This window comes from Streptomyces sp. NPDC006798, from assembly GCF_040635975.1.
In the GTDB taxonomy this organism is placed as follows: domain Bacteria; phylum Actinomycetota; class Actinomycetes; order Streptomycetales; family Streptomycetaceae; genus Streptomyces.
Genome location: NZ_JBEYIS010000012.1, coordinates 81,188 through 93,659, shown reverse-complemented (window position 1 = coordinate 93,659; position 12,472 = coordinate 81,188). Strand labels below are relative to the sequence as shown.

Here is a 12,472-nt window from a genome sequence, read left to right as displayed (position 1 = left end):
CCGGGTCGGGGTCCACCGAAAGCGCAGAAGGGTGAGGGAAGACATGAGCCGTTCCGTCCTCGTGACCGGCGGGAACCGGGGGATCGGCCTCGCGGTGGCGTGCGCCTTCGCGCGGGCCGGCGACAAGGTCGCGCTGACCTACCGCACCGGTGAACCGCCCCGGGCCGCGACCGACCTCGGCTGCCTCGCCGTCACCTGCGACGTCACCGACTCCGAGCGGGTGGACCGGGCGTTCAAGGAGGTGGAGGCGGCGCACGGCCCGGTCGAGGTGCTGGTGGCCAACGCGGGCATCACCCGGGACCGGCTGCTGCTGCGGATGGCCGAGAAGGACTTCACGGATGTGATGGACACCAACGCGACCGGTGTCTTCCGGGTGGTCAGACGGGCCGCGGAGGAGATGGTCGACGCCCGGTGGGGCCGGATCGTCCTGATCTCGTCGGCGGTCGGACTGCTGGGCGCGGCCGGGCAGACCAACTACGCGGCGTCGAAGGCGAGTCTGGTCGGCCTGGCCCGGTCCGTCGCCCGGGAGCTGGGCGCCCGGGGCGTCACCTGCAATGTGGTGGCACCGGGCCTGGTCGATACGGATATGACCAAGGACCTCGACGCGAAGCGGCGTACGGCCGTACTGAGCGGGGTGCCCGTGGGGCGCGGCACGGAGCCCGCGGAGGTGGCGGCGGCGGTCAGGTTCCTCGCCTCCCCGGAGGCCGCCGCCATCACCGGGGCCGTCCTGCCGGTGGACGGCGGCTGGAGTATGGGGCACTGAAGCCGGGCCGGACGCGCGGGGCGCCCACCCTCGGGCGTGTCCGGCTCATGAGTGCTCCGAGACGAGCACCGCGCGCGTCCCGGGCTCCAGCGCCCGGAAGAGGTGCGGGACATCGGCCGGATAGCTGATGTAGTCGCCAGGACCCAGTTCCACCGGCTCGTCCGCGGTGCCCACCAGGGCCAGTCCGGCGCCGATCACGACATGCTCCACGACGCCCGGCATATGCGGGGCGGAAAGGCGCTGCGGACCCGGCTCGGCCGTGATGCTGTAGACGTCCCGCCGGGCCCCGGGCGGCGAGGCGGCCAGCAGGGTGGCCCGGTAGTCGCTCTGCGCCGAACCGATGGCGGGGCCCTCACCCGCGCGGATCACCTGGACCGGGGGGCGGGAGGCGGCCAGCAGCCGGGAGAACGGGATCTCCAGCGCCACACAGAGCGCCCACAACGTCTCCAGGCTGGGATTTCCGGTGCCGGACTCCAGTTGCGAGAGCGTCGACTTGGCGAGCCCGGCGCGCCGGGCGACCTCGCTGAGAGAAAGCCCGGCCCGGACCCGCTCAGCCCGCAGGGCGGCGGCGATGACGACCAGGGGCGGCTTGAGCGAGGGGTCGGTTTCGGTCACGCGCGTTCGCTCCAATGGTCAATCGTTCACCTTGACGAACACTCTTCAGGTGTTCACTATAAATGCCATGCGTACGATATGGGAAACGCTCGGCAGGGGGCCGGTGCGGGACATCGCGCTCGTCTGTCTCGCCGTGGGGGTCATAGGTCTGTCGTACGGGGCCATCGCGGTCACCTCCGGCTTCCCCTGGTGGTTCCCGGTACTCATGGGGGCGCTCGTCCTGGCGGCGTCGTCCGAGTTCCTCTTCGTCGGCATCATCGCCACCGGGGGCAGCCCGATCGCCGCCCTCTTCGCGGGGCTGCTGGTCAACGCCCGTCATCTGCCGTTCGGTCTGGCGGTGCCCGATGTGCTCGGACGGGGCTGGCGGGGCCTGCTCGGCACCCATCTGATGAACGACGAGACGGTCGTCTTCGCCATCGCCCAGGAGGGTCCGGCCCGCAAGCGGGCCGCCTACTGGGCCTGCGGCCTCGGCATCCTGGTCTGCTGGCCCGTCGGCGCCGCGCTCGGCGCGCTGCTGGGCAGCGTCGTCAAGGACACCGACGCCCTCGGTCTGGACGCGATGTTCCCCGCCGTGATCCTGGCCCTGATCCTGCCCTCGATGAAGGACCGGGCGCTGCGGCGGACCGCGCTCGTGGGCGCGGCGATCGCCCTGGCCCTCACCCCCTTCCTGCCGGCCGGACTGCCGGTGCTGGCCGCCCTGGCCGCGCTGCCGCTGTTCCGGACGAGGAACCCCGAGGGAGCGGCGCGATGAGTGATTCCTTCCCCCTGCTGCCCGCGCTGCTGGCGATGTCCGCCCTGGCGGCCGGAACCTTCCTGCTGCGGCTCGCCGGTCCCGCCCTGCGGGCCAAGGTCGCCTTCCCGAAGCAGGCCGAGAAGCTGCTGGAGGTCTCGGCGGTCGTTCTGCTCGCCGCGCTGACGGCCACGGCCGCGCTCACCCGGGGCGAGGGCTTCGCCGGTGCCGCCAGGGCGCTCGGCGTCCTGGTCGGCGGAGTACTCGCCTGGCGCGGGGCGCCCTTTCTCGCCGTCGTCCTCGCGGCGGCCGGGACGGCGGCGCTTCTGCGACTCATCGGCATTCCCTGATGCCGTACGATCTCCCCCGGAGAGCGCCCGCCGGCACCTCTTCGCGCCATCGCCCATTTCGCGATGGTGGTGCCTCGCACGAGAATTCAAGCCTCCTGGCGAATTTCAGCCGCTCATCTCAGATATTGGATCCGGCATTGCTCAATCCGGTAGTGACCGAGTAATTTAGGCGTAAGGCGACGACCTCCAGAGGTCGGCCACCCGTGTACGCATTGCTCGGCTTTTATTCGGGATGCCGTTCCATCGAGATGCTCGGGGGGAACCATCGTGGGTGGGGGAGTAGAGCCCCTTTCGTTGCTTGCGTCGCGGGGCTCCCGTCGTACGACCCGTTCGCCTGGGGCGTTCGGCCCGCCGCCCTCTCCCCGCAGTCACCCGGAATTCCTTTCCGGTATCGACGTCGGACCCGCGCCTTAGCGGCTGCCCGAAATTTCAAGGGTGATCCGGCAGCTCGTGGACGAATTCCGAGCATTCACCGCACTCGTATCGAGCTGCCCGGGGCGAGGTGAATCCATGGATCGGGTCGGCGCCGAGTGGGCCGACTTCGAACATGCGGCCGAAAGCGGCCGGAATTCACCCGCCGCCCAGCGCAATTCGACTGGCCGAGAATTGATCTGCCCGATGCGCACCCGGACCCGACTTCATATGTTTCCCGGAACGACGACGCACCGTTCGCCACCCCCGTCCCCGCGGCCGACCGCCAGGGCGACCCGCTCTTCATGAACGCCGCGCGCCCCACCGGCGAGCCCGCACACGTCGGCGCGCGCAGAGTCACCCCATGAGACGACCGCCCGTGAGCCAGAGGACACCGAGGAACCGGCATGCGCACCGCAGAACCCTTGACCGCGTCCCGTCAATTTGCCGCCGCCCGGCAGGCGGCCCTGATCCACCAGCACGTCTGGGACGCCGCTCTGGCCCGGGTGCCGCTGCTGTCCGAGCGGGAACTCGATGTCTTCCGGATGCTGGCGAAGGGGTCGTCGAACCGGACCATCGCGACCCAGCTGGTCATCACCGAGCGCACCGCCAAGGCCCATGTCGCCCGGATCCTGGCCAAACTCGCCGTGGAGTCCCGGCTCCAGGCCGGAATCGTCGGCTTCGCCTGGGAGATCCTCACCCACAGCGCCGCGGTCCCCTGTGCCACCGATCCGACCAGATGCCACCCCCTGGGGGCGTCCCCGCCCCGCGCCGGGAGCGCGTGACCCCGGCGGGGCCACCGGTTTCCGGCCGCGGGGCGGGAACGCCCGCCGCCGGGACCCGGCGCGGCCCGGAGGTGTCACGCCTCCCGAGGGGGCAGGATCTGCCGGGCCAGCTCCGAGCGCAGGCCGTACCGGCGCCACTCGCGCGGATAGCCCAGCGACACCTCCTCGAACGGGACGCCGTCGTAGACCGTGCTGCGCGGGATGTGCAGATGGCCGTAGACCACCGCCTCGACCCCGAACCGGGTGTGCCAGTCCGCCGTTCTGACCGTGCCGCACCACTGGGCGAACTCCTGGTGGATCATCACCTCGGTGGGGGTGCGCACCAGCGGCCAGTGGTTCACCAGCACCAGCGGAAGATCGCCCGCGACCTCGGTGAGCCGCCGCTCGGTCTCCTCGACCCTGGCCGCGCACCACTCGGCCCGGCCCGGATAGGGGTCGGGGTGGAGGAAGAACTCGTCGGTGCAGACGATCCCCGCCTCCCACGCCTTGGCCAGCGACTCCTCGACCGTGCCGGTGCCCGGGGCCAGGAACGAGTAGTCGTACAGCAGGAAGAGGGGGGCGATCCGGACCGGACCGCCGGGGCCCCGCCAGACCGGGTACGGATCCTCCGGGGTGAGCACCCCGATCCGGCGGCACATCTCCACCAGCGCGTGGTAGCGCTCCACGCCGCGCAGGGGGCTGGTCTCCTGCTTGACCGTCCACAGCTCGTGGTTGCCGGGGACCCAGATCACCTTGGCGAACCGTTCCGCCAGGAGGGTGAGGGCCCACTCGATGTCCGCCATCAGTTCGCCGACGTCCCCGGCCACGATCAGCCAGTCGTCGGGGGACGAGGGCTTCAGCCCCGCCACGATGTCGCGGTTCTCGTCGTAGGAAATGTGCAGATCGCTGATCGCCCGTAACGCTCCGTCGGTTCTCGCCACGTCCGTCAGCCTAACTCGCCGCCCGTCCGGCTCTCCGTGACCGGGCCGTGACCGAACCGCCGCCGGGAGCGCGCCCGGGGTTCGGCCGGGCCGGGGTGGGGGTGCGAGCTGGGGCGTGGCCCGCTGCCGCCGCCCGCGCGGCATCGCTGATCTGTTCGGACTCGGGTAACCTTTCGACGTAAGGCAGGCCCACGGTCCTGCGCATCAGCCCCCGTATCTCCGCGGACGCCCACCGGGCGGCCTGGAGGAAAGTACAGCACGGGGGTTCTTTGTTGTGTCGTTCGTGGGAGTGACCTGCTCCGTTTCGCCTGAAAATGTGAGACTTATGCGTTTTCTTGAGCCCGGTACGGGCCGGCTGACCGCCAGCCCCGCGGTCCCCTACGACCTGACCTACGACGATGTCTTCATGGTGCCGAGCCGCTCCGCCGTGGGGTCCCGCCAGGGCGTGGACCTCTCGTCGAAGGACGGCACGGGCACCACCATCCCGCTGGTCGCCGCGAACATGACCGCGATCGCCGGCCGCCGGATGGCCGAGACGCTCGCCCGCCGCGGCGGTCTCACCGTGATCCCCCAGGACATTCCGATCGAGGTCGTCGCGGATGTCGTCGCCTGGGTCAAGACCCGGCACCTGGTCTTCGACACCCCGATCGTGCTCACCCCCCACCAGACCGTCGCCGACGCCCTCGCCCTGCTGCCCAAGCGGGCCCACGAGGCCGGGGTCGTGGTGGACGAGGACCACCGCCCGGTGGGCGTGGTCACCGACGCCGATCTGCTCGGCGTCGACCGCTTCACCCAGCTCTCCGAGGTGATGTCGCGCGATCTGGTGCTGCTGGCCGCGGACATAGACCCGCGCGAGGCGTTCACCAAGCTCGACAACGCCAACCGCCGCTACAGCCCGGCCGTCGACCAGGACGGCCGGCTCGTCGGCATCCTCACCCGCAAGGGCGCCCTGCGCGCCACGCTCTACACCCCCGCCGTGGACGACGCGGGCAGGCTGCGGGTCGCCGCCGCCGTCGGTATCAACGGCGATGTGGCGGGCAAGGCGAAGCAGCTGCTGGACGCTGGCGTGGACACCCTGGTCGTGGACACCGCCCACGGCCACCAGGAGAGCATGATCGCGGCGGTCCGCGCGGTCCGCTCCCTCGACCCGAAGGTCCCCGTCGTCGCGGGCAACATCGTCGCCGCCGAGGGCGTACGGGATCTGATCGAGGCGGGCGCCGACATCATCAAGGTCGGAGTCGGTCCGGGCGCCATGTGCACCACCCGGATGATGACCGGCGTCGGCCGCCCCCAGTTCTCCGCGGTGCTGGAGTGCGCCGCCGAGGCGAAGAAGTACGGCAAGCACGTCTGGGCCGACGGCGGGGTGCGGCACCCGCGCGATGTGGCGATGGCGCTGGCCGCCGGGGCCTCGAATGTGATGGTGGGCTCCTGGTTCGCCGGGACGTACGAGTCCCCCGGCGACCTCCAGCACACCGCCGACGGGCGGCCGTACAAGGAGTCCTTCGGAATGGCGTCGGCGCGCGCCGTCCGCAACCGGACCAGCGACGAGTCCGCGTACGACCGGGCCCGCAAGGCGCTCTTCGAAGAGGGCATCTCCACCTCGCGGATGTTCCTCGACCCGGCCCGGCCGGGCGTCGAGGACCTGGTCGACTCGATCATCGCCGGTGTCCGTTCCTCCTGCACCTACGCGGGCGCGGGATCGCTGGAGGAGTTCGCCGAGCGGGCGATCGTCGGTGTCCAGAGCGCCGCGGGGTACGCCGAGGGCAAGCCGCTGCACGCCAGCTGGAGCTGACACCCGGTCACGGCCCGGCCGCCCGGTCTCCCGGGGGCCGGGCCGCGGTCCCGGCGCCCGGCACCCCCGTGGCCCGGCGCCGGGCCGTCTCCGTCGGACCGTACGGACCCGCCCGTCACGGCCCGCGCGGCACGCTCCGGATGTGCGGCACGACCGGCGCGTCCGTGCCGGGACGCCCGAGGCCCGGCGGTGTGTTCTACTGCGTTCCAACCGGGGCGACGGCGCCGTGCCGCCCGCGCCGCCCGGGACGACCGGCCCACCGAAGAAGAGTGACCCACCCTCCGTGCGACTCAACGATCTCGACGAACGCATCGTCCACGCCCTGGCCGAGGACGCCCGCCGCTCCTACGCCGATATCGGCGCCCTCGTCGGTCTCTCCGCCCCCGCCGTGAAACGCCGGGTCGACCGGCTCCGCGACACGGGCGCCATCACCGGCTTCACCGTACGGGTGGATCCCGCCGCCCTCGGCTGGGAGACGGAGGGCTATATCGAGCTGTACTGCCGCAGCAATACGTCCCCGGAGGCCATCGAGCGGGGCCTGGAGCGCTATCCCGAAATCGCGTCGGCCTCCACCGTCACCGGCGAGGCCGATGCCGTCGTCCAGGTCTTCGCCGCCGATATGCGCCACTTCGAGCGGGTGCTGGAGCGGATCGCGGGGGAGCCGTTCGTGGAGCGCACCAAGTCGGTGCTGGTGCTCTCCCCGCTGCTGCGGCGCTACTCCTCGGGACCGCCCGCCTGACGGGCCCGGCGGGCTCTGCCCGGGCGGGGCGCGGCCGGTTCAGAGCGGCGGGTTCCAGGGCGGCACCCGGTAGTCGCCGCTGCCCGCCAGGACCTTCTCGAAGGGGGCCGGGCCCGCGCACTCCGGCACGCTTCCCATCCCGACCGGGTCGCCGGTCGAGGCCCAGCTGTGGCCCAGCCGGTCGCGACGGCCGTCGTCGTGGACCGTGATCCCCACCCGCAGGTTCGTCCCCCGGGCGATGCGCTCGATATCGGTCCTGGTCACCGTGCCGGTGACGACGGCGGCCCGGCCGCCGGTCACCAGACGGCCCACCTTCGCCTCCGCGAAGCCGCCGCCGGTGCCGTCGCAGGCGTGGTGGCTCCGGCGGAAGGTGCCCCGGGCCTTCAGGGGATCGTCGCCGTCGCGCGCCGCGAGCCGGGCGTCGAAGGAGAACGTGATCCGGTCGCCCGCGGTACGGAACAGCCGGGCCTCGCCGGTGAGCGCGGCGGCGTCCCGGGGCCGGTCGGTACCGGTCGCCGATGCCGATGCCGATGCCGATGCCGATGTCTGTGTCTGGGGCTCTGCCTGTGCCGATGCTGATGCCGAAGCCGCGCCGGGCGTTCCGGCGCCGAGTGTCAAGAGCACGGTGCCGATCGCGCCGACGGCGACGAGGACGGCCCGGACCTGCCGGGCGGCGCGCGGCCCCTGCGGGTCCGGCGGCCCTTCCCACGGGACGTCCGGGTGGTGGTGACGGGGTGGGCGGAGCACGGCGGTTCCCCTCGCTGTCGGGTGCGCCGGGCCGGGCCGGCCACGGCGGTACGCCCCGACCCTCCCGCCGGACCCCGCCGCGCCGCGTCGGCCCCGAGACGGCACCCGGCCTCCCCCGCGCGGCGGAGCCCGGCCCGGTTCCGGCCCGCCCCCGGCCGGACGGCACCCCGCGCCACCAGCGGCGACGCCCCGCGCAACGAATCGACGCCAGGGGCCCGGGAGACGCAATGAATCGTCCGCCGGGGCGCAACGGACGCGCCTTGTCCCGGATGAGGGCGAAACCGTAGGTTTCTGGGAGGCCCGGCGTACGGGCTCCACCACCCCCGTCGCCCGGATCCCGCCCCGCCGAATCCCGCCCGGACCCCGGATCCTGCCCCTTCCGAGGTGCCACCTTCCGGTGCGTCGGTCGCCTTTCGTTGTTCTCGCTAGGAGTTCGACCCCATGACGTCCACGGTGCCCACCGCCGTCCAGCACACCGACGCGCAGCCGCCGATCACCATGTTCGGGCCGGACTTCCCCTACGCCTACGACGACTTCCTGGCCCATCCCGCCGGGCTCGGGCAGATCCCGGCGACCGAGCACGGGACCGAGGTCGCGGTGATCGGCGGCGGTCTCTCCGGCCTGATCACCGCCTACGAGCTGATGAAGATGGGGCTCAAGCCCGTCCTCTACGAGGCCGACCGGATCGGCGGACGGCTGCGGACGGTCGGCTTCGACGGCGGCGACCCCGGGCTGACCGCCGAGATGGGCGCCATGCGCTTCCCGCCGTCCTCGACGGCCCTCCAGCACTACATCGACCTGGTCGGGCTCACCACCCGGCCGTTCCCCAATCCGCTGGCGCCCTCGACCCCGTCGACCGTGGTCGACCTCAAGGGCGAGTCCCACTACGCCGAGACCATCGCCGACCTCCCGCAGGTCTACCGGGACGTCATGGACGCCTGGAACGCCTGTCTGGAGGAGGGCGCCGACTTCACCGGGATGAACCGGGCGATGCGGGAGCGGGACGTGCCCAGGATCCGGGAGATCTGGGCCGGGCTGGTGGAGCGGCTGGACAACCAGACCTTCTACGGCTTCCTCTGCGCCTCCGAGGCGTTCCGCTCCTTCCGGCACCGGGAGATCTTCGGCCAGGTCGGCTTCGGCACCGGCGGCTGGGACACCGACTTCCCCAACTCCATCCTGGAGATCCTCCGGGTCGTCTACTCCGAGGCCGACGACCACCACCGCGGCATCGTCGAGGGCAGCCAGCAGCTTCCGCTGCGGCTCTGGGAGCGTGCCCCGGGGAAGATCGTCCACTGGCCGCAGGGGACGTCGCTGGCGTCGCTGCACGAGGGCGGCCACCGGCCCGCCGTGACCCGGCTGCACCGGACCGCGGGCAACCGGATCACCGTCACGGACGCCGCCGGGGACATCCGCACCTACCGCGCGGCGGTCTTCACCGCCCAGTCCTGGATGCTGCTGTCCAAGATCGCCTGTGACGACGCGCTCTTCCCGATCGACCACTGGACCGCGATCGAGCGCACCCACTACATGGAGTCGTCGAAGCTGTTCGTCCCGGTCGACCGGCCGTTCTGGCTGGACAAGAACCCGGTGACCGGGCGGGACACCATGTCGATGACGCTCACCGACCGGATGACCCGGGGGACGTATCTGCTGGACGACGGGCCGGACAAGCCCGCCGTCATCTGCCTCTCGTACACCTGGTGCGACGACAGCCTGAAGTGGCTGCCGCTGTCGGCGAACGAGCGGATGGAGGTGATGCTGAAGTCCCTCGGCGAGATCTACCCCGATGTCGACATCCGCGCCCACATCACCGGCAACCCGGTCACCGTCTCCTGGGAGAACGAGCCCTACTTCATGGGCGCGTTCAAGGCCAATCTGCCCGGCCACTACCGCTATCAGCGGCGGCTCTTCACCCACTTCATGCAGGACCGGCTGCCCGCGGACATGCAGGGCATCTTCCTCGCGGGCGACGACATCTCCTGGACCGCGGGGTGGGCCGAGGGCGCCGTGCAGACCGCCCTCAACGCCGTCTGGGGCGTGATGCGGCACTTCGGCGGCGCCACGGACCCCTCCAACCCGGGGCCGGGCGACCTCTACGACGAGATCGCCCCCGTGGAGCTGCCCGAGGACTGAGCGCCGGTCCGGCCGGAAGGCCGGGCCGCGCGCCGGCCGCCCGGTCCGGTCAGCCGCTCCGGGCGGCGGACGCGGCAGTTCCGGATCCGGCCGCTCCGGCTTCGGCCTCGGCTTCAGCGGCCGGTCGTACGGTCGCGTACGGCTCCGGAGCGGCCGGGACGTCCGGGGCCGCGGCGACCGGCGGCACGCCGCCCGTCACGGTCTCCCAGGCGGCGATCGCCCGTTCGGCGACCCGGGCCACCTCCTCGTATCCGGCTCCGTCCCTGGCCTGGACGGACATTCCCTGGATGACGGCGGTGTAGAATCGGGCCGCGGTCGCGGTGTCCGCGTCCGGCGGCAGTTCCCCGTCCCGTACCCCCCGCTCCAGCCGCTCCCGCAGCCGGTCGTTGCCCGCCGCCCTGACCTCCGCCAGGCACCGCCGGGCCGCCTCGTCGGTGGTGTTGACGGCCGCCAGGACGATCATGCAGCCGGTCGGCCGTCCTTCGCCGGTGTACGCGAGGGCGTTCCACCGGAGTACGGCGGCGACCGCCTCGTACGCCGTCGGCTCTTCGGCCAGCGCGCGGTCGATCGGCGCGCCCTCGGTGGCCGTGTACAGCTCCACCGCCTCCCGGAACAGGGCCTCCTTGGAACCGAAGGCGGCATAGAGGCTGGGGGAGTTGATCCCCATGGCGGCGGTGAGTTCGGTCAGCGACGCAGCCTCGTACCCCCGGCGCCAGAAAGTGTCCATCGCCCGGGTCAGGGCCACGCTCCGGTCGAAACTCCTGGGGCGTCCACGTCCCGCCATAACGGTCCCTCCTCGTCCTCGCCGCCACCGCCGGGGTCGTGAGGACGCCCCGGATCATTCTGTGTCGCTCGATAAAAATATACCTTGACGCGCTCCCCGGGGCGTGGTCGTATTTCTGTGTCGTTCGATATGGAAATGGGGGCGCACTCATGGGCGCACTGCTGGGCAAGGCGGCTCTGGTGACCGGCGGCAGCCGGGGGATCGGGGCGGCCGTCGTCCGCCGACTGGCGCGCGAGGGGGCGGACGTGGCGTTCACCTATGTCTCGCCCGCCAGCGCCGAGAAGGCGAAGGCGCTGGTCGCCGAGGTGGAGGCGGGTGGCCGCCGGGCGGTCGCGATCGAGGCCGACGCGGCCGACGGTACGGCGGTGACGGCGGCGGTCGACCGGACGGCGGCGGAGCTGGGGCGGCTGGACGTCCTGGTCAACAATGCCGGGGTGTTCCCGTACGGGCCGGTGGAGGACGTCACCGCCGAAGAGCTGGACCGGGTACTCGCCATCCACACCAAGGCGCCGTTCGTGGCGGCTCAGGCGGCGCTCCGGCATCTGCCGAGGGGCGGCCGGATCATCACCATCGGAAGCAACCTCTCCGACCGGGCCGTCCTGGCCAACGCCGTGCTCTACACCATGAGCAAGTCGGCCGTGACCGGGCTGACCCGGGCGCTGGCGCGCGAGGTGGGGCCGCGCGGCATCACGGTCAACGCCGTCAACCCCGGCCCGACGGCCACCGATATGAACCCGGTGGACGCCGAGGGCGCCGAGGAGGTCCGGGCCGGAACCCTGCTCGACAGCTTTCTCGACCCGGACGACGTGGCCGCGACCGTGGCCCATCTCGCCGGACCCGGCGGACGGCTGATCACGGGTACGGCGATCACCGTCGACGCGGGCGTCAACGCCTGACCGGCCCCGCGCCGTCCGGACACCCGCGCGGCCCCGCGCGTGATGTCCGGCCGCCGCGCACGCCGGATGCCGAGGGGCCGCCCCCGCCCGGCGCCCGGTCAGCGCCAGGGGGTCAGCAGACAGCGGCCGACCAGCCCGACCCCGGTATCGAGGCGCTCGGTGAACTCCTCCGTCAGCCCGGGGAGTTCCCGTACGCCCCAGAGCAGCCGGGCCGCCGACCAGGCCGCGTCCCTGGCCCGGTCCAGACTCCAGGCCCCGACCAGATGGGTCAGCGGATCGGCCACCTCCAGCAGATCGGGGCCGGGCATCAACTCCTCCCGGATCCGCTCCTCCAGCACCACCAGTGCCTCCCCGACCTGGTCGAACTCGTTCTCCAGCTCGGGCGGGGCGCAGTCCAGCGCCCGGCAGGTGTCGATCACCGCCAGCGCCAGATCGTGCCCGATATGGGCATTGATCCCGGCCAGGGCGAACTGGAGCGGCCGTACGCCGGGATGGCGCCGGTACTGGAACAGCGGCCGCCAGCAGGCCGGTGGCCGCCCGCCGGACTCGGCCCGTACCACCGCCGACAGATAGCGCTCGGCGAAGAGCACGTCGAGGGCGGTGGCCGCCCGGCGGTCCGGGAACTCGCCCCGGTCGATCCGCCGGGCGATGTCCTCGGTGACCGTGAGATAGACACGGTTGAAGACGGCCACGCCGTCACGGGCGGGCCAGCGGGCGCCGAGCGCCCGCATCCGGTCGGCCACGTCCGCCACGCCGACCGCTGCGCTTTCCTCGATCCGGACCATGGGGGCAGGGTCCCAGCCGGGC

At 72.3% G+C, this 12,472-nt stretch carries 13 protein-coding genes; 8 read left to right on the top strand and 5 right to left on the bottom strand.

What is annotated here, in order from left to right; translation table 11 throughout:
* Nucleotides 1-43 precede the first annotated feature (43 nt).
* On the top strand, nucleotides 44-763 hold the full coding sequence (gene fabG / locus ABZ714_RS10805) for a 3-oxoacyl-ACP reductase FabG (RefSeq protein ID WP_358824835.1): 720 nt from the start codon (nucleotides 44-46) through the stop codon (nucleotides 761-763).
* A 45-nt stretch (nucleotides 764-808) separates the two neighbouring features.
* Here the strand turns inward: fabG and ABZ714_RS10800 are convergent, their stop codons facing one another.
* The gene (locus ABZ714_RS10800) at nucleotides 809-1,378 is read right to left on the bottom strand and encodes an XRE family transcriptional regulator (protein WP_358824834.1); all 570 of its coding nucleotides are present in this window, start codon (nucleotides 1,376-1,378) and stop codon (nucleotides 809-811) included.
* A 67-nt stretch (nucleotides 1,379-1,445) separates the two neighbouring features.
* Here ABZ714_RS10800 and ABZ714_RS10795 point away from each other — a divergent pair, with 67 nt between their 5' ends.
* From ABZ714_RS10795 to ABZ714_RS10785, 3 genes are all read left to right on the top strand, one after another.
* Complete coding sequence (locus ABZ714_RS10795) at nucleotides 1,446-2,129, top strand: AzlC family ABC transporter permease (RefSeq protein WP_358824833.1); 684 nt, start codon at nucleotides 1,446-1,448, stop codon at nucleotides 2,127-2,129.
* Complete coding sequence (locus ABZ714_RS10790) at nucleotides 2,126-2,458, top strand: AzlD domain-containing protein (protein WP_358824832.1); 333 nt, start codon at nucleotides 2,126-2,128, stop codon at nucleotides 2,456-2,458. Before ABZ714_RS10795 ends, ABZ714_RS10790 begins: the two co-directional genes overlap by 4 nt.
* A gap of 818 nt (nucleotides 2,459-3,276) precedes the next feature.
* Entirely contained in the window at nucleotides 3,277-3,654 is a 378-nt protein-coding gene (locus ABZ714_RS10785; RefSeq protein ID WP_358824831.1) for a helix-turn-helix transcriptional regulator, read from the top strand.
* Nucleotides 3,655-3,728: 74 nt separating this feature from the next.
* On the opposite strand, the gene ABZ714_RS10780 is transcribed toward ABZ714_RS10785, so the two are convergent.
* On the bottom strand, nucleotides 3,729-4,574 hold the full coding sequence (locus ABZ714_RS10780; RefSeq protein WP_358824830.1) for a metallophosphoesterase: 846 nt from the start codon (nucleotides 4,572-4,574) through the stop codon (nucleotides 3,729-3,731).
* 325 nt (nucleotides 4,575-4,899) lie between these two features.
* Between ABZ714_RS10780 and ABZ714_RS10775 the strand changes: the two genes are divergently transcribed.
* Entirely contained in the window at nucleotides 4,900-6,366 is a 1,467-nt protein-coding gene (locus ABZ714_RS10775; RefSeq protein ID WP_358824829.1) for a GuaB1 family IMP dehydrogenase-related protein, read from the top strand.
* Nucleotides 6,367-6,649: 283 nt separating this feature from the next.
* On the top strand, nucleotides 6,650-7,105 hold the full coding sequence (locus tag ABZ714_RS10770) for an Lrp/AsnC family transcriptional regulator (RefSeq protein ID WP_358824828.1): 456 nt from the start codon (nucleotides 6,650-6,652) through the stop codon (nucleotides 7,103-7,105).
* Between the two features lie 39 nt (nucleotides 7,106-7,144).
* On the opposite strand, the gene ABZ714_RS10765 is transcribed toward ABZ714_RS10770, so the two are convergent.
* Complete coding sequence (locus ABZ714_RS10765; protein WP_358824827.1) at nucleotides 7,145-7,852, bottom strand: Repetin; 708 nt, start codon at nucleotides 7,850-7,852, stop codon at nucleotides 7,145-7,147.
* A 441-nt stretch (nucleotides 7,853-8,293) separates the two neighbouring features.
* Between ABZ714_RS10765 and ABZ714_RS10760 the strand changes: the two genes are divergently transcribed.
* Nucleotides 8,294-9,985, top strand: coding sequence for an NAD(P)/FAD-dependent oxidoreductase (locus ABZ714_RS10760; RefSeq protein WP_358824826.1), 1,692 nt, complete (start codon nucleotides 8,294-8,296; stop codon nucleotides 9,983-9,985).
* A 49-nt stretch (nucleotides 9,986-10,034) separates the two neighbouring features.
* Here the strand turns inward: ABZ714_RS10760 and ABZ714_RS10755 are convergent, their stop codons facing one another.
* Nucleotides 10,035-10,769 (bottom strand): TetR/AcrR family transcriptional regulator, encoded by a 735-nt coding sequence (locus ABZ714_RS10755; RefSeq protein ID WP_358824825.1) that lies wholly within the window; start codon nucleotides 10,767-10,769, stop codon nucleotides 10,035-10,037.
* A 149-nt stretch (nucleotides 10,770-10,918) separates the two neighbouring features.
* Here ABZ714_RS10755 and ABZ714_RS10750 point away from each other — a divergent pair, with 149 nt between their 5' ends.
* Nucleotides 10,919-11,665, top strand: a complete 747-nt coding sequence (locus ABZ714_RS10750) for an SDR family oxidoreductase (protein WP_358824824.1) — start codon at nucleotides 10,919-10,921, stop codon at nucleotides 11,663-11,665.
* Between the two features lie 98 nt (nucleotides 11,666-11,763).
* Here the strand turns inward: ABZ714_RS10750 and ABZ714_RS10745 are convergent, their stop codons facing one another.
* A complete protein-coding gene (locus tag ABZ714_RS10745; RefSeq protein WP_358824823.1) occupies nucleotides 11,764-12,450 on the bottom strand; it encodes a DUF5995 family protein in 687 nt (228 codons plus the stop codon).
* Nucleotides 12,451-12,472: the final 22 nt, after the last annotated feature.